Origin of the sequence: Mesorhizobium sp. ES1-4 (assembly GCF_020164745.1) — a bacterium.
Taxonomy (GTDB): Bacteria; Pseudomonadota; Alphaproteobacteria; order Rhizobiales; family Rhizobiaceae; genus Mesorhizobium.
Genome location: NZ_JAIUGV010000007.1, coordinates 300184 through 322816 on the forward strand (window position 1 = coordinate 300184; position 22633 = coordinate 322816).

Consider the following 22633-nt stretch of genomic DNA (forward strand, 5'->3'; position numbering starts at 1 on the left):
CGTCGTGAAAGATGCGTCCCGATCGCTTCAGCGACGCTGACGGGAAGCAACTGTTAACCACTCGCTCCCTATTGCTCAGCAGACGTTTCACAGTGAGTCTTGAGCATGGAAGCCAGGCGTTTTTCTCGGGTCAATTCGTTGCACACAGCTTCGCCCGATGATCCCCAAGGGGTGCGTCCCGGCGGCGACGGAAGAGCCACCGCGGGGCCGAATGGGAAGCCTGCCGCGGACGCTGTTTTCCCGCACGGCGGCGATACCGAAAGCCCTGCCTGGCAGGAGTATTTCTTCCTTGCGCCCAATGTGCGTTTTACCCGCACGCCGGACTATGAGCCCAAGCATCGCCAGCCGCACCACGAAGTCGCCGAGCAGGGTCCACCGTCGCTCGCCACGCAGCACGTGGCGCCTGGCGCGGTGATGCATAATGGACCGTCACCGGACGCGGCCGCCCGGTCAGCGCGCGGCGGCGAGACGACCCCGAGCGTTCCGCCGGGGGCTCGGAAGGTGTCCGCGGCGGCACGAGCGGCCACGCGTCCGGCGCCGGTTGTCGGGGCGGGCGCGCCGGTCAAACCAGCCACCACTGAAAAAACCCGGCGGCCCTATCTCTCGGATCACGCCTTCTTCGAAGGCCTGGCGCCGCTGCTGGTCGACGTAACGTCGCCGGGCCGCCAAATCAGCCCGGCCGCGCCTGCGCCGGTCCCCGCTCCGCCGGTTGCCGCCGCGCGGGCCGATATCTCCGCGCTCGCCGCGGCCGATGTCACGGCCTTGTTCCGTGTCATCGAATGCCTTCCGGGCCAGGCTCCGTCCGCCTTGCCGGAGGTCTTTCCGGCCAACTCCAACAAAGCCGTGAGCGAGCCGCCCGCTCCGGCGGGCAGGGCCGCCCGACAGGCTCGGACGACGGCTGCCATCGCGCCTGCTGGCAGCGCCGCTCCGGCGCCAAGTCTACGGCGGGTGGAGGAAACGGTTCCCGCCGTGCGAGCGCCTTCGCTGCCGATGGCTGGCAAGGTTGCGCAACCGGTCACAGGCGAACGCTATGAGCTCCCCTCGGAGGAACTGCTGCAGCAGCCCCCGGAAGGGCAGGGCTTCTACATGTCGCAGGAGCGGCTCGAGCAGAATGCCGATCTCCTGGAAAGCGTGCTCGAGGATTTCGGCGTGCGCGGCGAGATCATCCACGTCCGCCCCGGTCCGGTCGTCACCCTTTACGAGTTCGAGCCGGCACCGGGCGTCAAATCGTCACGCGTCATCGGTCTCGCCGACGATATCGCCCGCTCCATGTCGGCGGTCTCGGCGCGCGTCGCCGTGGTGCCCGGCCGCAACGTCATCGGGATCGAGCTGCCGAACGAGACCCGCGAGACCGTCTATTTTCGCGAACTGATCGAATCGCAGGGCTTTCGCAAGACCAGCTGCAAGCTGGCGCTTTGCTTGGGCAAGACGATCGGCGGCGAACCTGTCATCGCCGAGCTGGCGAAGATGCCGCACCTGCTCGTCGCCGGCACCACCGGCTCCGGCAAGTCTGTCGCCATCAACACCATGATCCTGTCGCTGCTCTACCGGCTGAAGCCGGAAGAATGCCGGCTGATCATGGTCGACCCGAAGATGCTCGAGCTGTCCGTCTATGACGGCATCCCGCACCTTCTGACCCCTGTCGTCACAGATCCCAAGAAGGCCGTCACCGCGCTCAAATGGGCGGTGCGCGAGATGGAGGACCGCTATCGCAAGATGGCGCGGCTCGGCGTGCGCAACATCGACGGCTACAACGAGCGCGCGGCCCAGGCCCGCGACAAGGGCGAGACGGTCGTCATGACCGTGCAGGCCGGCTTCGAGAAGGGCACCGGCGAACCGCTGTTCGAACAGCAGGAGATCGACCTCGCGCCGATGCCCTACATCGTCGTCATCGTCGACGAGATGGCCGACCTGATGATGGTCGCCGGCAAGGAGATCGAAGGCGCCATCCAGCGCCTGGCGCAGATGGCGCGCGCCGCCGGCATCCACCTGATCATGGCAACGCAGCGGCCTTCGGTCGACGTTATCACCGGCACGATCAAGGCCAATTTCCCGACCCGCATCTCCTTCCAGGTGACGTCGAAGATCGACAGCCGCACCATCCTGGGCGAGCAAGGCGCCGAGCAACTGCTCGGCCAGGGCGACATGCTGCACATGATGGGCGGCGGCCGCATTGCCCGCGTACACGGCCCCTTTGTCTCCGACGCCGAGGTCGAGCATGTCGTGGCGCATCTGAAGGCGCAGGGCCGGCCGGAATATCTGGAGACCGTGACGGCCGACGAGGATGAAGAGGAAGAGGAAACCGACCAGGGAGCGGTCTTCGACAAGGGAGCCGTTGCCGCCGAGGACGGCGATTCCAGCTATGACGAGGCTGTCAAGGTGGTGTTGCGCGACAAGAAATGCTCGACATCCTACATCCAGCGCCGCCTCGGCATCGGTTATAACCGCGCCGCTTCACTGGTCGAACGCATGGAAAAGGAAGGTCTGGTCGGCGCACCCAATCATGTCGGCAAGCGCGAGATCATGGCGGGCAAGCGCCAGCCGGTTGCCGCGCCCGGCGACGACGGCACGGACTGAACGGGCAGGCTGCCACGAGACCCCAACAAAAAAGGCCGGTTGCCCGGCCTTTTTCGCATCTGGTATCGGGCAGCTCAGCCGATCTTCTGGCCGGTCTTGGCCCAGTCGGCGAGGAACGCGGCAAGGCCCTTGTCGGTCAGCGGATGGCTGACCAGCGCCTTCAGCGTCGCCGGCGGCGCGGTGATGACGTCGGCGCCGATCAGAGCCGCCTGCTTGACGTGGTTCACCGTGCGCACGGAAGCGGTCAGGATCTCGGTCTGGTAATCGTAATTGTCGTAGATCTGACGGATCTCCTGGATCAGCTCCATGCCGTCCGAGCCGGTGTCGTCGATGCGGCCGACGAAGGGCGAGATGAAGGAAGCGCCGGCCTTGGCGGCGAGCAGCGCCTGGTTGGCCGAGAAGCACAGCGTGACGTTCACCATGCGGTTCATCTGGGTGCGGATGGTCTTGCAGGCCTTCAGGCCATCCAGCGTCAACGGCACCTTGATGCAGACATTGGGTGCGATCTTGGCCAGCACCTCGGCCTCCGCCATCATCTGCTTGTATTCGGTGGCCACCACTTCGGCCGAAACCGGACCTTCGACGATGTCGCAGATCTGCTTGGTGACCTCGGCGATCTTGCCACCCGATTTCAGGATCAGCGAGGGGTTGGTGGTGACGCCATCGAGTAGCCCCAGATCGTTCAGTTCACGGATTTCCTTGATATCGGCTGTGTCGACAAAAAATTTCATGGCGGGTCTCCTGACGATTTCGCTGTGCTTGGGAAGGCACGTTCAGCCTTGCTCTTTGATCTAGACCAAAGTCGGGGCAAGGTCACGCCTCATGATCGAAGATTCGCCCTTTGTCGCGGCCGCGCCGGTGCTGGTGCCGATGCCGGCCGAACGCCCCTACACCTATGCCGTGCCTGCCGGCATGCGCGTGGTCCCAGGGTCGATCGTGCGCGTGCCGCTCGGGCCGCGCCAGGTCGCCGGTATCGTCTGGGACGGCGCGGTCGAGACTGTCGACGCCAAGAAGCTGCGCCCGATCGAACAGGTTTTCGACTGCCCGCCGATCGACCGCGCCATGCGCCGCTTCGTAGACTGGGTCGCGCAATACACGCTGTCGGCACCCGGCATGGTGGCGCGCATGCTGCTCAGGGCACCGGAGGCCTTTGATCCCGAACCCTGGATCGAAGGGCTGCAGCGCACGCTCCTTTTACCCGACCGGATGACGGATGCCAGGGCACGCGTGCTGGAAACGGCCGAAGGCGGGCTCGCCTGGACACGCTCCGGCCTCGCGCACGCCGCGGGCGTGTCGTCGACGGTGATCGAGGGGCTCAGGGCACAAGGCGTGTTCGAGACGGTGATGATCCCGCCGCGCCCGGTGGTGGCCGCGCCCGATCCCACTTACGCGATACCGGAGCTGATGCCGGACCAGAACGAGGCCGCGTCGATGCTGCGCGCCAATGTCGTGGCCGGCGCATTCAATGTCGCGCTGCTCGACGGCGTCACCGGTTCGGGCAAGACGGAGGTTTATTTCGAGGCGGTGGCGGCGGCGCTCGACCGGGGCAGCCAAGTGCTCATCCTGCTGCCGGAAATCGCGCTGACACATGCTTTCCTCGAACGCTTCCAGCAGCGTTTCGGCGCCAAGCCGGCCGAGTGGCATTCCGACCTGCCACCGCGAATGCGTGAAAAAGTCTGGCGGCAGGTGGCGGAAGGCGGCGTGCGCGTCGTCGCCGGCGCCCGCTCGGCGCTGTTCCTGCCGTTCAGGGACCTTGGCCTGATCGTCGTCGACGAGGAACACGACCCTGCCTACAAGCAGGAAGACCGCGTCTTCTACAATGCGCGCGACATGGCCGTCGTGCGCGGCCATATAGGCGGCTTCCCTGTCGTCCTGGCGTCGGCGACGCCGTCGGTCGAGAGCCGGGTCAACGCCAGCCAGGGGCGGTACGCGAGGGCTGTCCTCTCCGCCCGCTTCGCCGAGGCGGCACTGCCGGATCTCAAGTCGATCGACATGCGGCGCGCGCCGCCGGCGCGTGGCGGGTTCCTGTCGCCGGTGCTGATCGACCATATGCGCCGGACGCTGGAGAAGAAGGAACAGTCGCTGCTGTTCCTCAACCGGCGCGGCTATGCGCCGCTGACGCTGTGCCGGGTCTGCGGCCACCGCTTCGGCTGCCCAGTGTGCTCGGCCTGGCTGGTCGAGCATCGCTTTCGCGGCCAGTTGGTGTGTCACCACTGCGGTCACAATGAGCGCCGTCCGGAGGCCTGTCCGGAATGCGGCACGCTCGACCATCTGGTTGCCTGCGGGCCGGGGGTGGAACGCATCGCCGAGGAGGTCGTGACGCATTTTCCGGACGCGCGCACCATCGTGCTGTCATCGGACATCATGGGGGGTGTACGACGGCTGCGGCTGGAACTGGAGGCAATCGCCAATGGCGAAGCCGATATCGTCATCGGCACGCAACTGGTCGCCAAGGGCCACAATTTCCCCAACATGACGCTGGTCGGCGTCGTCGATGCCGATCTCGGCCTTGCCAATGGCGATCCGCGCGCCGCCGAGCGCACCTTCCAACTGCTCAGCCAGGTGACCGGCCGCGCTGGCCGCACAGGGAAGAAAAGCCTTGGCCTGCTGCAGACCTTCCAGCCCGATCATCCGGTGATGCGGGCGATCGTCTCTGGCGATTCGGAAGCGTTTTACGAGCGCGAGATCGCGGAGCGCGAGCGCGCTGCCTTGCCGCCCTTCGGCCGGCTTGCCGGCGTCATCGTCAGCGCCGTGACGCGAGCGGAAGCGGAAGGCCATGCACGCGGCCTGCGCCGCGCGGCGCCCGAAGCATCGGACCTGTTCGTGCTTGGGCCGGCCGAGGCGCCGCTGTCCCTGCTCGGCGGCCGCCACCGCTTCCGCCTGCTGATCCAGGGCGAACGGCGCGCCGACATGCAAGGTTTCATAAGAGCCATGCTGGCCAATGGACCGAAGCAGCGCGGCTCGGTCCGGGTGCAGGTCGACATCGATCCGCAGAGTTTTCTGTGAGGGCGCAATTTCATCTACAGCTGTCCTGGCGAGAAAAACGGAAAGATCACATGAAAACCCTTGGCCTGCTCGGCGGCATGAGCTGGGAATCGACCGCCATCTACTACCGCCTGCTTAACGAGATCGTGCGCTCGCGGCTGGGTGGGCTGCATTCGGCCAAGCTGCTGCTCTGGTCGTTCGATTTTGCCGAAATCGCCGAGCGGCAGCATCACGGCGACTGGGACGGGGCCGGCGCGCTGCTGACCGGGGCCGCGCGCAAGCTCGAGGCCGGCGGGGCGCAAGGCCTGCTTCTGTGCACCAACACCATGCACAAACTGGCCGACCAGGTGCAGGCGGCCATGTCGATCCCGCTGATCCACATCGCCGACGCCACCGCGATGGCGATAAGAAAAGCCGGCTTGCAGCGGCCGGCATTGCTGGCGACACGCTTCACCATGGAGCAGGATTTCTACACAGGGCGGCTCGCTGACAAATACGGGCTCTCGCCAGTGGTGCCCGACGACGCCGGGCGCGACATGGTCCATCGCGTCATCTATGACGAGCTCTGCCAGGGCGTTGTTTCCGAGGTTTCGAAGGCAGCGTTTATCGTCGAGGCCAACCGTCTGCGCCGGGAAGAGGCCACCGACAGCCTCATCATGGGATGCACCGAGATCACCATGCTGATCGGACAGCGCGATTTCGATATTCCCGTCTTCGACACGACACGCATCCATGCCGAGGCGGCAGTGGAATTCGCGCTTAGTTGATGCGCTTGCCCTCTCGGCGCCTGTCCTAAAGTCGGGTAGCCATCTGGTGAAACGCTTTTCCTCGGCTAGAATGCCGGAAAATTTCAAAGCAGGCATTTCGAGGGACAAGATGGATTTTGCGCTTCCATGGCCGACGAGCCAGGGCGAATGGCTGGCCTGGTCGAGCGCGGTGTTCACCGTGCTGCTCGGGCTTCTGTTTTTCCTGGCGCCGGGGCTGGCATTCCGTATCCTGCGCCTGCAGGCGAAACCCGAGAAGGCGGCCGCGATCGCCGAAGGGCGGGGCCGCATGTCGGGCTTCTATCTCGGGGTCGGCCTGTGCTGCATCCTGCTCGCGCAGCCGCTGGTCTACATGGCGCTCGGCTTCTCCTGGCTGTTCACCGCCTTCGGCCGTCTGCTGTCGATGATGTCGGATGGCGCCAATACACCTTTCAATTGGGCCTCCATTGTGGTGGAATTGGCGCTCGCGGCCTTGCCGCTCGCCTTTGCCTTCGGCTTTGTGCCCTGAATCCAAGCCTATTCCGGCGCGCAGGATGCTGATCTTTCGCCGGATGCGACAATAGTGCCTGAAAACCATGCGGAACGACGCATTGCGGTCTTAAAATGCCTGTGCTAGACGGCAATCGACTTTCGGTCGGGGATAGCGGAAGCCGCGCCTCCGTGCTTGAAAAAATGCAGTAAGGTCAAAGATTTAGCCAGAGTTTTTGCTCGCGCCAACAATCTGCGGCCTGTCAGACAAGAGAAAAGACGGTCCGTGGCTCAATCGTCATCGCCAATCTCAGGTGTCGCAGAACGCTATGCCGGTTCGCTGTTCGAACTGGCATCGCAGGCAAATACCGTGGCCAAGGTCGAGGCCGACCTCAACGGTTTCGAGGCACTGCTCGCCGGCAGCGCGGACCTTACCCGGCTGATCAACAGCCCGGTGTTTTCCAGCGAGGACCAGGCCAAGGCCATCGCGGCGATCGCCGACAGGGCCGGCATCACCGGCCTGACCGGCAATTTCCTGCGCGTCGTCGCCAAGAACCGCCGCCTGTTCGCCGTGCCCGGCATGATCAAGGCGTTCCGCCAGATCGCCGCAGAGCACCGTGGCGAGGCCGCCGCCGAAGTTACGTCGGCGCATGAACTCACCGCGGCCCAGGAAACCGAACTCAAGGCGGCGCTGAAGAGCGTTGCCGGCAAGGACGTGGCCATTTCCGTCACCGTCGATCCGTCGCTGCTCGGCGGGCTGGTGGTCAAGATGGGCTCGCGCCAGATCGACACGTCGCTCAAAACCAAACTCAATTCGCTCAAGCTTGCACTGAAAGAGGTCGGCTGATGGACATCCGCGCCGCGGAAATTTCCGCAATTCTGAAAGACCAGATCAAGAATTTCGGCAAGGAGGCCGAGGTCTCCGAAGTCGGACAGGTGCTGTCCGTCGGTGACGGTATCGCCCGCGTCTACGGCCTCGACAATGTCCAGGCCGGTGAAATGGTCGAATTCCCCGGCGGCATCCGCGGCATGGCGCTCAACCTCGAAGCCGACAATGTCGGCGTCGTCATCTTCGGCGCCGACCGCGACATCAAGGAAGGCGACACCGTCAAGCGCACCGGCGCCATCGTCGACGCCCCCGTCGGCCCCGGCCTGCTCGGCCGCGTCGTCGACGCGCTCGGCAACCCGATCGACGGCAAGGGCCCGATCAAGGCGGTCGAGCGCAAGCGCGTCGACGTCAAGGCGCCCGGCATCATTCCGCGCAAGTCGGTGAACGAGCCGATGTCGACCGGCCTCAAGGCCATCGACGCGCTGATCCCGGTCGGCCGCGGCCAGCGCGAGCTGGTCATCGGCGATCGCCAGACCGGCAAGACCGCCATCATCCTCGACACGATGCTCAACCAGAAGTCGGTGCACGACAACGGTCCCGAGAAGGAAAAGCTCTACTGCGTCTACGTCGCCGTCGGCCAGAAGCGCTCGACCGTCGCGCAGTTCGTCAAGGTGCTGGAAGAGCGCGGCGCGCTCGAATATTCGATCATCGTCGCCGCCACCGCTTCCGATCCGGCGCCGATGCAGTTTCTGGCGCCGTTCACGGCCTGCACCATGGGCGAATATTTCCGCGACAACGGCATGCATGCGCTGATCAGCTATGACGATCTGTCGAAGCAAGCCGTGGCCTATCGCCAGATGTCGCTGTTGCTGCGCCGTCCGCCGGGCCGCGAAGCCTATCCGGGCGACGTCTTCTACCTGCACTCGCGCCTGCTTGAGCGTGCCGCCAAGCTCAATGACGATCTCGGCGGCGGCTCGCTGACCGCCCTGCCGGTCATCGAAACGCAGGCCAACGACGTGTCGGCCTACATCCCGACCAACGTGATCTCGATCACCGACGGCCAGATCTTCCTCGAAACCAACCTGTTCTTCCAGGGCATCCGTCCGGCCGTCAACGTCGGCCTGTCGGTGTCGCGCGTCGGCTCCTCGGCGCAGATCAAGGCGATGAAGCAGGTTGCCGGCTCGATCAAGGGCGAGCTCGCGCAGTACCGTGAAATGGCGGCCTTCGCGCAGTTCGGCTCGGACCTCGATGCCGCCACGCAGCGCCTGCTCAACCGCGGCTCTCGCCTGACCGAACTCCTGAAGCAGCCGCAGTTCTCGCCGCTGAAGACGGAAGAGCAGGTCGCGGTGATCTTCGCCGGCGTCAACGGCTATCTCGACAAGCTGCCGGTCAACCAGGTCGGAAAGTTCGAGCACGGGCTGCTCAGCCACATGCGTTCGGCCGGCAAGGACGTCCTCGACGCCATCCGCAAGGAAAAGGCGCTGTCGGACGATCTGCGCGCCAAGCTGAAGGCCGAGATCGACGCTTTCGCCAAGACCTTCGCCTGAGCGAAGCGCCAGTCCGGATGAGAGAAGACGGGATCAGGTTTGAAGCATGCCTTCATTAAAAGACCTTCGTAACCGTATCGCCTCGGTCAAGGCGACGCAGAAGATCACCAAGGCGATGCAGATGGTCGCCGCGGCGAAGCTGCGCCGTGCGCAAGAGGCAGCGGAAGCGGCGCGTCCCTATTCGGAGCGCATGGGTTCCGTCCTGGCCAACATCACCCAGGCGGTCGGCGGCGGTGGCGATGCTCCGGCGCTGATGACCGGAACCGGCAAGGATGACGTGCATCTGCTCGTCGTCTGCACCGCCGAGCGTGGCCTGTGCGGCGGCTTCAATTCGCAGATCGCCCGTCATGCCCGCGACCATATCCGCCGGCTTCTGGCCGACGGCAAGCAGGTCAAGATCATCTGCGTCGGCAAGAAGGGTTTCGACATCCTGCGCCGCGATTACGCCTCGATGATCATCGACCGCGTCGATCTGCGCGAGGTCAAGACGCTCGGCTTCGTCAATGCCGACGCGATCGCCCGCAAGGTCATCCACCTGTTCAACGAGGGCGCCTTCGACGTCTGCACGCTGTTCTACTCGCAGTTCAAGTCGGTGATCAGCCAGATTCCGACCGCCCAGCAGATCATTCCTGCCGGGTTGGCCTCCACGCCTGCCGCAGCAACGGATGGCGGCAATGCCGTTTATGAATACGAGCCGGAGCCGGGCGAAATCCTCTCCGACCTCATCCCGCGCAACATCGCGGTTCAGGTTTTCCGTGCGCTGCTCGAGAACGCGGCGGGCGAGATGGGCGCCAAGATGAGCGCCATGGACAATGCGACGCGCAACGCCGGCGAGATGATCAACAAGCTGTCGATCACCTACAACCGCCAGCGGCAGGCGCAGATCACCAAGGAACTGATCGAAATCATTTCGGGCGCCGAGGCGCTCTAGGCGCGGTCGGCGGGTCATTGTCCCGCGAACCGGACCGCGTGAGAAACAAAGGACGAAAAGGGTAAAGACGATGGCGAAAGCAGCGACCCCAAAGACGGCGGCCCCCAAGATGGCGACCCCAAAGGCAGCGGCTCCCGCGAAGGCGGCAAAGGCTCCAGCGGCAGCCGCGAAGGCGGCTCCGGCCAAAGCGGCGGCAGCGCCGGCCAAGGCAGCCGCGGCCAAGACCTCGGCAGTGGCGATCAAGGCAACTGGTGTTGTCGGCAAAGTCCGGCAGGTCATCGGCGCCGTCGTCGACGTGCAGTTCGGCGAGCAGCTGCCGCCGATCCTGAATGCGCTCGAGACCAGCAATGTCGGCAACCGCCTGGTGCTCGAAGTTGCCCAGCATCTGGGTGAAAACACCGTGCGCTGCATCGCCATGGACTCCACCGAAGGTCTGGTGCGCGGCCAGGAAGTGCGCGACACCGGCGGCCCGATCGCCGTTCCGGTTGGCCCGGGCATGCTCGGCCGCATCATCAACGTCATCGGCGAACCGGTCGACGAAGCAGGCCCGGTCGACGCGGTCGAACTGCGCTCGATCCATCAGCCGGCTCCGGCCTATATCGAACAGTCGACGGAAGCGCAGATCCTGATCACCGGCATCAAGGTGCTCGACCTCCTGGCTCCCTACGCAAAGGGCGGCAAGATCGGCCTGTTCGGCGGCGCCGGTGTCGGCAAGACCGTGCTGATCCAGGAACTGATCAACAACATCGCCAAGGCGCATGGCGGTTACTCGGTGTTCGCCGGCGTCGGCGAGCGCACCCGCGAAGGCAACGACCTTTACCACGAGTTCATCGAATCCGGCGTCAACAAGAAGGGCGGCGGCGAAGGCTCGAAGGCGGCGCTGGTGTACGGCCAGATGAACGAGCCGCCGGGCGCGCGCGCCCGCGTCGGCCTGACCGGCCTGACGGTCGCCGAATATTTCCGCGACCAGGGCCAGGACGTGCTGTTCTTCGTCGACAACATCTTCCGCTTCACGCAGGCGGGCTCGGAAGTGTCGGCGCTGCTCGGCCGCATCCCGTCGGCCGTGGGTTATCAGCCGACGCTCGCCACCGACATGGGCGCGCTGCAGGAACGCATCACCACCACCACCAAGGGCTCGATCACCTCGGTGCAGGCGATCTACGTGCCGGCCGACGACTTGACCGACCCGGCGCCGGCGACCTCGTTCGCTCACCTTGACGCGACGACGACGCTGAACCGTTCGATCGCCGAAAAGGGCATCTATCCGGCCGTCGATCCGCTCGATTCCACCTCGCGCATGCTCGACCCGCTGGTCGTTGGCGAAGAGCACTATGGCGTCGCCCGCCAGGTGCAGTCGATCCTCCAGCGCTACAAGTCGCTGCAGGACATCATCGCCATCCTTGGCATGGACGAGCTCTCGGAAGAGGACAAGCAGACGGTGGCCCGCGCGCGCAAGATCGAGCGCTTCCTGTCGCAGCCGTTCTTCGTCGCCGAAGTGTTCACCGGCGCGCCGGGCAAGCTCGTCGACCTCGCCGACACCATCAAGGGCTTCAAGGGCCTCTGCAACGGCGACTACGACCACCTGCCGGAAGCCGCCTTCTACATGGTCGGCGGTATCGACGAGGCGGTCGAGAAGGCACAGCGCCTGGCGGCTGAAGCGGCTTAATCAGGGAATAGGGAGTAGTCAGTAGTCAGTCGTGAATGGTGGCTGGGCGATCGGATAGTTGTCCTCTCTCCCTACTTCCTACTCACTATTACCTACTCACTAAATTGACATGGCTGAAGCTTTCAAGTTCGAACTGGTTTCTCCGGAGCGCCTGCTGGTTTCCGCCGAGGTCGAATCCGTCGTCATTCCGGGTGCAGAAGGCGAGATGACCGTCATGGCCCATCACGCACCGGTCATGACCACGATCAAGCCGGGTGTCGTCACGGTGAAGAGCGCCTCGGGCAGCGAAGAACGCTATGTCGTGTTCGGCGGCTTCGCCGACATCGTTCCGGCCGGCTGCACGCTGCTGGCGGAGTCGGCTGTCGCGGTGAAGGATCTGGATCGCGCTGATCTCGCCCGCCGCATCCAGGAAGCCAGGGAAGACGCCAACGACGCCAAGGACGACCAGGTGCGCAGCAAGGCGGAACAGTTCCTTAGCCAGCTCACCACGCTGGAAGGCGCCATTCTGCCGGCCTGAAGTTCTTCTGGAGTAAGTGACTGAAAGCGGGGCCTTGCCTCGCTTTTTGTTGAGCTGGCGGGAATTCAAGTGGCTGCGATGCCGTCGCGCCGCCCTCAAAGTCCTCTGGCGCCTGCCGATCCGCGCCAGTTCCGCCCTACGACCCTGCGCCCTCTATGCCGAGCGCGGCGAAGGCCAAGGTCGTGCCGTCCCGTCGCAGGTGGACGAGATGGATGGCGACAAGTTCGATCAGCGTCTGGCGCTCGGCGTGGTCCCTGGCGAAGCCGGCCAGGTCGAACACTCCGGTCACGGTTTCGTTCGCCGGCAGTTGCTGGCTCAAAAGCGCCGTCAGCGGCGCATCGAGCGGATCGGTGAAATGGCCCTCCGGCAATGTCTTTCCCCGCGCCGTGCAAGCGGCGATCCAGGCTGCAACCACCAGCGTGAGGTGGACCAGTTCGGTGCCGGCCTCGAGGCACTCGATAGCCGAGGCGATGATGCGCTGCGGCAGTTTCTGGCTGCCGTCATTGGCGATCTGCGCCGTGCGGTGGGCAAGGGCCGTGTTCGAGAAACGCTCGGCAAGCTCGGCCGTATAGGCCGATGGGTCGAGGCCGGCATCGTCCGGCAATGTCGATTTGGCCTCTTCCCACAGCGCATTGACGAACCGCCTTATCGCCGGATCGGCGAAGGCGCTGTCGACCGTGGCGTGGCCACTGAGCAGGCCGAGATAGGCGATGCCCGAATGCGCGCCGTTGAGCAACCTCAGTTTCATGTCCTCGAAGGGGGCGACATCCCCGACCATGGTGACGCCGAATTTCTCCCAGGCCGGACGGCCTGTCGGGAAATCGTCTTCGATCACCCATTGGCGGAAGGGTTCGGTCATCACGGGCCAGGCGTCCTCGACACCAAGTTCGCCCGATATCCGCGCCCGGTCGGCGTCGGTCGTCGCCGGCACGATGCGGTCGACCATGCTCGAGGGAAACGCGACATGATCGGCAATGTGGCCGGCGATTGCGGCATCGCCCGCCGAACCGGGGTCGGCATCGCGCAGCGTGGCGAATTCGATCAGCAGCCTGTGCAAGGTGGCGCCGTTGGCCGGCAGGTTGTCGCAGCAGAGCACGGTGAAGGGCGGTGTGCCTGCAGCCAGCCTGCGGATGAGCGCTTCGGTCAGAAAACCATGCGCGGTCTTGGGCGTTTGCGGATTGGCGAGGTCGTGGACGATGTCGGGATGCGCCGCGTCCAATCCGCCGCCGGCCGCCCGCAGATAGGCCTTCTCGGTGATGGTCAGCGTCACGATGCGGGTTCCCGGATCGGTCAGCGCCGCCAGCACCGCGACCGGGTCTTCCGGGGCGACCAGCATCGAACCGATGGAGCCGATGACATGCAGTTCCTCGCCGCCGCTGTCGCGCACCGCCAAGGTGTACAGCCCGTCTTGCGGCGCCAACGCGTCGCGCGTATCGGCGCTGCGTAGCGACACGCCTGTTATGCCCCAGCCCGTCTCGCCGGCCGCCAGGCATTCATCGATATAGGCGGCCTGGTGGGCGCGGTGAAAGGCGCCGACGCCGAGATGCACGATGCCCGGTTCAACCGTGCTGCGATCGTAGCGGGGCGCGGCGACCTCGGTGGGCAATGCGTGCGCCGTGCGGTTGGAAAGGCGATCCGTCATCGGTCGGGGTGCTCTTCTGCTGAAAAACGTGATCTTCGGGCGCGTCGCAAGCGGCGTAACACCGGTGGCGCTTACCGACAATGCTCAGCTTGGCTCAAAAGTCATCATACAACAATCGGATTTTTGTATGTTGACATTATTTCCGGCCAACCCTACCGATAGGGACCGGGAGGATGGCCGTGGCACTGACGAATGCGGATTTGCTGTTTCCAGCCGAGGCGCGCGCGCTGTCGGTCGCCCGCGATCTCCATGCCGGCATCAAGGACCTCCCCATCATCAGCCCGCACGGGCACACCGATCCGCGCTGGTATGCGCTGAACGAGCCGTTCCTCGATCCCGCGCAACTGCTGATCGTGCCTGACCATTACATCTTCCGCATGCTGTTCAGCCAGGGCGTACGGCTGGAGGCTCTCGGCGTGCCGACCCTCGACGGGTCGCCCGTCGAGACCGACGGCAGGGCGATCTGGCGGCTGTTCGCCGAACATTATTATCTCTTCCGTGGCACGCCGACCCGGCTTTGGTTCGACCATGTGCTTGCCGATCTGTTCGGCATCGAGGAGCCGCTGAGCGCAGCAACCGCCGATCGCCACTTCGACACGATCGCGACGGTGCTGCAGTGGGAGAACTACCGTCCTCGCGCCCTTTTCGAGCGCTTCAACATCGAGGTCATCGCGACGACCGAAGGCGCGCTCGACGATCTCAAATGGCACCAGACGATCCGCGACAGCGGCTGGGAGGGCCGCGTCGTCACCGCCTATCGGCCGGACGCCGTCGTGGATCCCGATTTCGAGGGTTTTGCGGCCAATCTCGACCGGCTCGGCGAAATCACCGGCTGCGACACCGGGACCTGGGCCGGCTATCTCGATGCGCACCGCCAGCGGCGCGCCTTCTTCAAGAGCTTCGGGGCGACCTCGTCGGACCACGGCCATCCGACGGCGGAGACCGCCAACCTTTCCGACGCCGCGGCACAGGAACTGTTCAACCGGATTCGCGCCGGCTCGCAGGAGGAGCGCGAGCGCAAGCTGTTTCGCGCCCAGATGCTGACCGAGATGGCCAAGATGAGCCGGGATGACGGGCTGGTCATGCAGATCCATCCCGGCTCCATGCGCAATCATTCGCCTGGTGTTTTCCAGAAATTCGGCAGGGACAAGGGTTTCGACATACCGACCCGCACCGACTATGTGACGGCGCTGAAGCCGCTGCTCGATTGCGTCGGGCTGGAGCGCGACCTGACCGTCATCCTGTTCACTCTTGATGAGACCAGCTACGCGCGCGAGTTGGCGCCCCTGGCCGGCGTCTATCCGGCGCTGAAGCTCGGGCCGGCCTGGTGGTTCCACGACAGCCCGGAAGGCATGCGCCGTTTCCGCGAGATGACCACCGAGACCGCCGGCTTCTACAACACTGTCGGCTTCAACGACGACACGCGCGCCTTTCCATCAATTCCGGCCCGCCACGACGTGGCGCGGCGGGTCGATTGCGCGTTCCTGGCGCGTCTCGTCGCGGAGCACCGGCTGCGCGAGGACGAGGCGCATGAACTCGCGAAGGAGCTTGCCTACACGCTTGCCAAGAATGCGTACCGGCTCTGAGCCGGACGTTCCGATTTCAAAAGGGAGGAAGTCATGTTGCATTTTTCGAAGTTGACGGCGGCCACGTTTGCCTTCGGCTCGCTGCTGATCGGCATCGCCAACGCCGAAACCGTGCTGCGATCCTCGGATACCCATCCGGACGGCTACCCGACCGTCGAGGCGGTCAAGTACATGGGCGACCTGATCAAGCAGCGCACCGGCGGCCGCTATTCGATCGAGGTCTATCACTCGGCGCAGCTCGGCGAAGAGAAAGACACGATCGAGCAGACCCAGGCCGGCGTGATCGACCTCGACCGTGTCTCGATGGGACCGTTCAACGGCATCGTGCCGGAGACCGCCGTGCCGTCGCTGCCCTATATATTCCGCTCGGTCGAGCACATGCGCCACGTCATGGACGGGCCGATCGGCGACCAGATCCTGAAAGCGTTCGAGGCGCATGATCTCGTCGGTCTCGCCTTCTACGATTCGGGCGCGCGGTCCTTCTACAACACCAAGAAGGACATCACCTCGATGGCGGACATGAAAGGCATGAAGTTCCGCGTCATCCAGTCGGACGTCTTCGTCGACATGGTCAACGCGCTTGGCGCCAATGCGACGCCGATGGCCTATGGCGAAGTCTATTCGGCGCTGCAGACCGGCGTCATCGACGGCGCGGAAAACAACTGGCCGAGCTTCGAGTCCGCCAAGCACTACGAAGTCGCCAAGCATTACACGCTGGACGAACACCAGATCGTGCCGGAAGTGCTGGTCATGTCGAAGGCAAGCTGGGACAAGCTGTCGCCGGAAGACCAGGCGATCGTGCGCCAGGCGGCCAAGGACAGCGTCGGCAAGATGCGCGAACTCTGGGACGCGCAGGAGAAGAAGTCGCGCGGCATCGTCGAGGCCGCCGGCGTCAAGGTCAGCCAAATCGACAAGCAGCCGCTGATCGACGCGATGAAGCCGGTCTACGACAAGTATCTGTCGACGCCCGAGCTGAAGGACCTGGCCGCGCGCATACAGGCCGAGAAATGAACCACGCAGGCAACGAACCGAGCAGCGCGGAGGTCCCCGCGCTGCCTTCGGGCGAGCCGCGCATGCGAGGGTTCTGGCTGGGCGCGGAACGCGTGCTCTCCGGGCTCGCCCGACTGTCACTTTGGGTCAGTGGCGCCGGGCTGACGGTGATGACGATCATCATCTTCTGGCAGGTGTTCTCGCGCTATGTGCTGAACCGTTCGCCGAGCTGGACCGAATCCTTCTCGGTCCTGCTGATGGGCTGGTTCATCTTTCTCGGTGCCGCCGTCGGGGTGCGCGAGCGCACGCATCTCGGCTTCGACGTGCTGCTCTATATCCTGCCTGCTTCGGCCAAGGCGGTGCTGCGCAGCATTTCCGATCTTGTCGTGCTGGCGTTCGGGGCCGGCATGATCGTCTATGGCGTCCAACTGGCCAGGCTGACCTGGAACACGGTGATGCCTTCGCTTGCCCTGCCGGGGGGCGTCAGCTTCCTGCCGGTCATCCTGGGCGGCGCGCTGGTCTGCCTGTTTTCGCTGGAGCGGCTGGCCGGACGTTTTGCCGGCTTGCCCGTCGATGCCGACATCCATGCGACCGGCGAGGAGCTTTGAGCCATGGCACTCACCGTTCTCTTCGGCACCTTCGTCTTCCTGCTGCTCATCGGCACACCGATCGCGTTCTGCCTCGGCGTCGCCAGCTTCGCGACCATCCTCACGCTTGGCCTGCCTCCGGTCGTGGTGTTCCAGCGGCTGAATTCCGGCGTCAGCGTCTTTTCGCTGATGGCCATTCCGTTCTTCATCTTCGCCGGCGACCTGATGGTGCGTGGCGGCATCGCCGCGCGGCTGGTCGCTCTGGCGGGCTCCCTGGTCGGCCATCTGCGCGGCGGCCTGGGGCAGGTCAACATCGCTGCATCGACATTGTTCGGCGGCATTTCGGGATCGGCGGTGGCCGATGCCTCGGCGGTCGGCGGACTGATGATCCCGCAGATGAAGGCGCGCGGCTATGGCGTCGACTATGCCGTCAACATCACATCGGTCGGCGCCATCATCGCGCTGCTGATCCCGCCCTCGCACAATATGATCATCTATTCGATCTCGGCCGGCGGCCGCATCTCGATCGCCGACCTGTTCACGGCCGGTATCATCCCAGGCCTGCTGCTGGCGCTATCGCTGATGGCGACGGCCTATTGGGTCGCCAGCCGGCGCGGCTATCCCACGGAGCCGTTCGCCGGGTTCGGCCGGGCCTTGCAACTGCTTGTCGCCGCCATTCCCGGCCTGATCCTGATCGGCATCATTTTCGGGGGCGTCCGCTCGGGCATCTTCACCGCCACCGAAAGCTCCTGCATCGCCATCGTCTACGCCTTCCTGGTGACGCTGGTCATCTACCGCTCGATGGGCTGGAGCGACTTCGTCGCCGCCACGACGGCAGCGGTGCGGACAACGGCGATGGTGCTGATGATCATCGGCTGCGCGGCCGCCTTCGGCTGGCTGCTCGCCTATCTCAGGGTGCCGGCCTCGCTCGTCGCCTTCCTGCACTCGGTATCCGACAACAAGCTTGTCATCCTGCTGCTGCTCAATCTCATCCTGCTCATCCTCGGCACGTTCATGGACATGTCGCCGCTGATCATCATCACCACGCCGATCTTCCTGCCGGTGGTCATGGCCTATGGCGTCGATCCGGTGCATTTCGGCGTGATCCTCATCCTCAATCTCGGCATCGGGCTTTGCACGCCACCGGTCGGCGCGGTCCTGTTCGTCAGCTGCGCCATCGGCCGCATTCCGATCTGGACCGCGATGCGCTCGATCTGGCCGTTCTATGGCGCCGCCTTCGCCGTGCTGATGCTTGTCACCTACATACCGGAAATCTCATTGTGGCTGCCGGGCCTGTTCCATTAGGGCGGTTCAGCGATCGGTCGGATCGCTGAACCGCTACAATTCGTTGTTTTTACGCAATCCCGGACGGGGAAACAGCCATGCATCTGTCCCGGAATTGCTTTAGGAGGTCACCCAGGTGTCCGATACGGCAAACGACCTCAGGGTCGAAAGAAAGCCCAAGCTGTCGGAGACAGTCGTGGCGGCGATCCGCAGGCAGCTGCAGGCCGGGGAGATCCTGCCCGGCCACAAGCTGCCGACCGAGGGTCAGTTGACCGAGACCTTCGGCGTCAGCCGCACCGTCATCCGCGAGGCGTTGGCCAAGCTTGCCGCCGACGGCCTCGTCGAGCCGCGGCAGGGCGCCGGCGTCTTCGTCACCGAGCACATCTCGACCATGTTCGGCGCGCTGGCGGCCGACATGGGCAGCAAGGATTCCATCGCGCTCAACGTGCTCGAAGTGCGGCTGGCGATCGAGATCGAATCGGCCGGGCTCGCCGCGATCCGCCGCAACGCCGCGCAGGAGGCGGCGATCCAGGAAGCCTTCTTCGAGTTCGAGCGGCTGCTGCTCGACAGCCAGCCGACCGGACCGGCCGACCTCGCCTTTCATCGCGCCATCGCCAGCGCCACCAACAACCCGTTCTATGTCGAGATGCTCGACGTGCTCGGCCGGCGCGCCATTCCGTGCGACGTGACCTCGCCATGGTCGACCGAACTGGTGCAATCCGATGATTATCAGCGTGGGCTGCAGCGCGAGCATCTGGTGATCCTGAACGCGATCACGGCGGGCGATGCCGAAGCCGCGCGCGAGGCGATGCGCACCCATCTCGGCGCCAGCCAGCAACGCTACCGCGAGCGCCTGCAGGCGCGGCAAGCCTATTACGCCAGCACGGTCAAGGCGGCCGCCGGCGAATGATCCACCAGAAGTCAGGACAGAGATGAGCCAGAACCACACCGACTACACTTCGCGCTTCGCCATCGACCCGGCGGCCGCCGCCGCCATGGGAACGGACGAACTGCGCCACAATTTCCATATCGGGGATCTCTTCCAGCCCGACCGCATCAGCCTTACCTACACGCACTACGACCGCATGATCGTCGGCGGCGCCATGCCGGTGGCGGCGGCATTGCCGTTGGAAGCGATCAAGCCGACCGGCACCAAGGGTTTTCTCGACCGGCGCGAACTGATCGCCGTCAATATCGGCGGCGCCGGCACGATCGAAGCCGGCGGCCAGTCCTTCGACCTGCAGGCGCGCGACATGCTCTATCTCGGCATGGGCTCCAGCGATGTGTCATTCGCTTCAGCCGACAAGGCCACGCCGGCCAAGTTCTATCTGCTCAGCGCACCGGCGCATCAGGCCCATCCCAGCCGGCTGATCCGCATCGGTGACGCCAAGCGCCTCGATCTCGGCAGCAAGGAAGCCTGCAACGAACGTTCGATCTTCCAGTTCATCCATGCCGGAGGAACAAAAACCTGCCAGCTCGTCGTCGGCATGACGCAGTTGGCGCCAGGCTCGATCTGGAACACCATGCCGTGCCATGTGCATGACCGGCGCATGGAGGCCTATCTCTATTTCGACTTGCCGGAGGCGGCGCGTGTCTTCCATTTCATGGGCGAGCCGGACGAGACACGCCACATCGTCATGCGCAACGAGGAGGCGGTGCTGTCGCCGGGGTGGTCGATCCACTCGGGCGCCGGCACGTCCAATTACGCCTTCATCTGGGCCATGGCCGGCGATAATGTCGACTATACCGATGTCGATCCGGTGGCGATGGACGCGCTGCGGTGAGCGACTTCACGGCCTTCAGCCTGGCCGGCAGGCGCATCCTGGTGACCGGCGCCAACACCGGCATCGGCCAAGGCATCGCGGTCTCGATCGCGCGCGCGGGGGGCGCGGTGATCGGTGTCGGCCGCTCGTCGATGGCCGAGACGGCGGAGAGGGTTTCAGAAGTGGGCGGGCAGTTCGAGGCCGTTGCCGCCGACCTCGCGGACACGGCGGCGGCTGGACCTATGCTCGACCGGGTCTGGCAAGACAGCGGACCGCTCGACGGCCTGGTCAACAATGCCGGCATCATCCGGCGCGCCGATGCCGTCGAATTCGGCGAAGCCGATTGGGACCACGTGCTCGACGTCAATCTGAAGACGGTCTTCCTGCTCTGCCAGTCCTTTGCCCGGCGCGTCCTTGCCGGCGGCCGCCAGGGCAAGATCGTCAACATCGCCTCGGTGCTGAGTTTCCAGGGCGGCATCCGGGTCGCGTCGTACACGGCTTCCAAGCATGGCGTGCTCGGCATCACCCGTCTGCTCGCCTGCGAGTGGGCGGCCAAAGGCATCAACGTCAACGGCATAGCGCCGGGCTATATCGAGACCAACAACACGCAGGCACTGCGCGCCGATCCCGACCGCAGTGCCGCCATCCTCGGACGCATCCCGGCCGGCCGCTGGGGCGAGCCGGAAGACATTGGCGATGCCGCCGTCTTCCTGCTGGCGCCGGCCTCGAACTACATGCATGGCGCGGTGGTGCCGGTCGACGGCGGCTGGCTGGCGCGGTGAGGAGATGACGATGACCGAGCCGAAGATTTTCGCGCACGCCGGGGAAGGCGCCTGGACGCCGACCCCGGACGGCAATCGCCGGCGCGTTCTGCTCTACACCGAAGACCTGATGATGGTCGAATTCGGCTTCGACAAGGGTGGCGTCGGCGCGCTGCATTCGCATCCGCATGTGCAGGCAAGCTATGTCGCCGAAGGCCGCTTCGAAGTGACCATCGGCGGACGGACCGACATCCTGGAGACCGGCGGCAGCTTCATCGTGCCGTCCGGCCTCGTGCATGGCGTCAAGGCGCTGGAGGCGGGGCGGCTGGTCGACAGCTTTACGCCGCGCCGGTCTGATTTTCTGACCTGACGACGCCGCCAGTTTGCCGTGAGCCGGGCGAAGGATGCGTGCTTGCGTGATCCCTTGCGCAAATCAAAACCCGCTCCTCCGAAGAGGCGCGGGCGTTGCCTGGGCGCTTGTGACGCCGCGGTGCTCAAAACATCACCGCAGGACTGCAAACTTGCCGGATCGTGGTGAATATAAGCTTAACTTAATAGACCTAAATCCGCGTGGTCACGGCGACCGGCGGCGAGCAAGCGGTGCGTGGCCTCGAGAATGGCCTCGACCGGCGTGTCGGCGACGTTGGCTGTTCTGCCGCGCCTCGGCGCCGTCACCACCTCGACCCGGTTTGACAGCGGCCGCCACCGCTCGAGATTGGCGCCGTTGTTGACGATCACCGTCGGTGTCATGACCGTGGCGAACAGGTGCCCCAGCCCGCCTTCCATGCCGACATAGGCGGCAGCCATCTCGCCAAGCGCCAGCAGGAGGTCGCCGAACGCCTCGACTCCGAGCCCGAGTTCCGGACCGATCACCGAAAGACGGCTCTCCCTGGCGAGAAGGGCCTGCGGAGTCGGTCCGTCGCCCGGGGTTGCCAGATACAGAACCTGATAACCGGCATCGATGAGATTGCCGGCTACGGCAGCGACCTGGGCCTCGCTCATGAACTTGGCGCCGCTGGCATTGCCGCCAAGCAAGATCAGCGGCCGGTCGCCGGTTCCGCGAAGCCGGCGCGCCTGGGTCCGGGCGGCCTGCGGGACATCGAGCCGATGGTCGAATGGCAAGTGCCGGCCGGCGAGGCGCTCGATCAGCCGGTGGTAGCGCCAGGCATTGTGTTCGGGCCGCAAGGTCCATCTTGTGCCCCACCGCAGCGACAGGAGGTGGCCGGCAAAATTGGGCTCGTAGCGGACGCCGCGGCCGAAAAGCTGTAATCCGGTCACCATCAGCCCGGGCACGCCCGCCCGGAAGTCGACGACCGTCGTTCGTCCGCCGGGCCGGGCGAACTCAGCCAGAATGGCGGAAAGCGGCACAATCGTCCTGAAATCGTCGACGAGGGGAGCGGCATGCTTGTGCAACATGCCCGTAAGCGAGGACTTGCCCTGGCTGCCATAGACGATATGGCTTCGCGGGAAGGCCGTTCTTGCCGCCCGCAAGGCCGGTATCCTCAGCAACCCGTCGCCGAGGGCGTCGTTGCGGCCGTAGAAGATAAGCAGCGGCGCGGGCAAATCCATGGCCAGGCGGATCCGTTAGCTATGAGGTCGGGAATAAGCCGGAAAAGATCGTGCAAAAAGACAGCAAATCCCGACCGAATCCAGAGGGAACATGCTTCAAACGCAACGATAGGGAGCGGTATCAACCGATATCGTCGCCGATGCGCTGGTCATTGCGGCACTAAAAC

20 protein-coding genes are annotated in these 22633 nt (G+C 64.9%); 17 read left to right on the forward strand and 3 right to left on the reverse strand.

Annotated elements, in window-relative coordinates; all coding sequences use genetic code 11:
* Nucleotides 1-105 precede the first annotated feature (105 nt).
* A complete protein-coding gene (locus LB556_RS16030; protein ID WP_224568600.1) occupies nt 106-2577 on the forward strand; it encodes a DNA translocase FtsK in 2472 nt (823 codons plus the stop codon).
* Between the two features lie 74 nt (nt 2578-2651).
* Here the strand turns inward: LB556_RS16030 and fsa are convergent, their stop codons facing one another.
* Nucleotides 2652-3308 carry a fructose-6-phosphate aldolase gene (fsa, locus tag LB556_RS16035; protein WP_224568602.1) on the reverse strand — a complete coding sequence of 219 codons (657 nt, stop codon included), beginning with the start codon at nt 3306-3308 and terminating at the stop codon, nt 2652-2654.
* Nucleotides 3309-3399: 91 nt separating this feature from the next.
* Between fsa and LB556_RS16040 the strand changes: the two genes are divergently transcribed.
* From LB556_RS16040 to LB556_RS16075, 8 genes are all read left to right on the forward strand, one after another.
* On the forward strand, nt 3400-5583 hold the full coding sequence (locus LB556_RS16040) for a primosomal protein N' (RefSeq protein WP_224568604.1): 2184 nt from the start codon (nt 3400-3402) through the stop codon (nt 5581-5583).
* A 50-nt stretch (nt 5584-5633) separates the two neighbouring features.
* Nucleotides 5634-6329, forward strand: a complete 696-nt coding sequence (locus LB556_RS16045; RefSeq protein ID WP_224568606.1) for an aspartate/glutamate racemase family protein — start codon at nt 5634-5636, stop codon at nt 6327-6329.
* 109 nt (nt 6330-6438) lie between these two features.
* Entirely contained in the window at nt 6439-6834 is a 396-nt protein-coding gene (locus LB556_RS16050) for a DUF4345 family protein (protein ID WP_224568608.1), read from the forward strand.
* Between the two features lie 246 nt (nt 6835-7080).
* Complete coding sequence (locus LB556_RS16055; protein WP_224568610.1) at nt 7081-7641, forward strand: F0F1 ATP synthase subunit delta; 561 nt, start codon at nt 7081-7083, stop codon at nt 7639-7641.
* Complete coding sequence (gene atpA / locus LB556_RS16060) at nt 7641-9170, forward strand: F0F1 ATP synthase subunit alpha (RefSeq protein WP_127275643.1); 1530 nt, start codon at nt 7641-7643, stop codon at nt 9168-9170. The genes LB556_RS16055 and atpA overlap by 1 nt, the downstream gene beginning before the upstream one ends.
* A gap of 46 nt (nt 9171-9216) precedes the next feature.
* A complete protein-coding gene (locus LB556_RS16065; RefSeq protein WP_224568612.1) occupies nt 9217-10101 on the forward strand; it encodes a F0F1 ATP synthase subunit gamma in 885 nt (294 codons plus the stop codon).
* 70 nt (nt 10102-10171) lie between these two features.
* A complete protein-coding gene (atpD, locus tag LB556_RS16070; RefSeq protein WP_224568613.1) occupies nt 10172-11767 on the forward strand; it encodes a F0F1 ATP synthase subunit beta in 1596 nt (531 codons plus the stop codon).
* A gap of 109 nt (nt 11768-11876) precedes the next feature.
* Entirely contained in the window at nt 11877-12284 is a 408-nt protein-coding gene (locus LB556_RS16075) for a F0F1 ATP synthase subunit epsilon (RefSeq protein ID WP_224568615.1), read from the forward strand.
* A gap of 136 nt (nt 12285-12420) precedes the next feature.
* On the opposite strand, the gene LB556_RS16080 is transcribed toward LB556_RS16075, so the two are convergent.
* Complete coding sequence (locus tag LB556_RS16080) at nt 12421-13926, reverse strand: mannitol dehydrogenase family protein (protein WP_224568617.1); 1506 nt, start codon at nt 13924-13926, stop codon at nt 12421-12423.
* 173 nt (nt 13927-14099) lie between these two features.
* On the opposite strand from LB556_RS16080, the gene uxaC reads away from it, so the two are divergent.
* The 8 genes from uxaC to LB556_RS16120 all read left to right on the forward strand — a co-directional run bounded on the left by uxaC (nt 14100) and on the right by LB556_RS16120 (nt 21267).
* Nucleotides 14100-15512, forward strand: coding sequence for a glucuronate isomerase (gene uxaC / locus LB556_RS16085; RefSeq protein ID WP_224568618.1), 1413 nt, complete (start codon nt 14100-14102; stop codon nt 15510-15512).
* Nucleotides 15513-15545: 33 nt separating this feature from the next.
* Nucleotides 15546-16523: a TRAP transporter substrate-binding protein gene (locus tag LB556_RS16090; RefSeq protein WP_224568619.1), complete on the forward strand. Its 978-nt coding sequence runs from the start codon at nt 15546-15548 to the stop codon at nt 16521-16523.
* Between the two features lie 62 nt (nt 16524-16585).
* Nucleotides 16586-17110 (forward strand): TRAP transporter small permease, encoded by a 525-nt coding sequence (locus tag LB556_RS16095; RefSeq protein WP_224568719.1) that lies wholly within the window; start codon nt 16586-16588, stop codon nt 17108-17110.
* 3 nt (nt 17111-17113) lie between these two features.
* A complete protein-coding gene (locus LB556_RS16100) occupies nt 17114-18394 on the forward strand; it encodes a TRAP transporter large permease (protein WP_224568620.1) in 1281 nt (426 codons plus the stop codon).
* A 115-nt stretch (nt 18395-18509) separates the two neighbouring features.
* Complete coding sequence (locus tag LB556_RS16105) at nt 18510-19283, forward strand: FadR/GntR family transcriptional regulator (protein ID WP_224568621.1); 774 nt, start codon at nt 18510-18512, stop codon at nt 19281-19283.
* 22 nt (nt 19284-19305) lie between these two features.
* Nucleotides 19306-20157, forward strand: coding sequence for a 5-dehydro-4-deoxy-D-glucuronate isomerase (kduI, locus tag LB556_RS16110; RefSeq protein ID WP_224568622.1), 852 nt, complete (start codon nt 19306-19308; stop codon nt 20155-20157).
* Entirely contained in the window at nt 20154-20918 is a 765-nt protein-coding gene (kduD, locus tag LB556_RS16115; protein ID WP_224568623.1) for a 2-dehydro-3-deoxy-D-gluconate 5-dehydrogenase KduD, read from the forward strand. The genes kduI and kduD overlap by 4 nt, the downstream gene beginning before the upstream one ends.
* Nucleotides 20919-20928: 10 nt before the next feature.
* A complete protein-coding gene (locus LB556_RS16120; protein WP_224568624.1) occupies nt 20929-21267 on the forward strand; it encodes a cupin domain-containing protein in 339 nt (112 codons plus the stop codon).
* A gap of 176 nt (nt 21268-21443) precedes the next feature.
* Here LB556_RS16120 and LB556_RS16125 read toward each other — a convergent pair whose 3' ends face one another.
* The gene (locus tag LB556_RS16125) at nt 21444-22466 is read right to left on the reverse strand and encodes a glycosyltransferase family 9 protein (protein WP_224568626.1); all 1023 of its coding nucleotides are present in this window, start codon (nt 22464-22466) and stop codon (nt 21444-21446) included.
* Between the last annotated feature and the right edge of the window lie 167 nt (nt 22467-22633).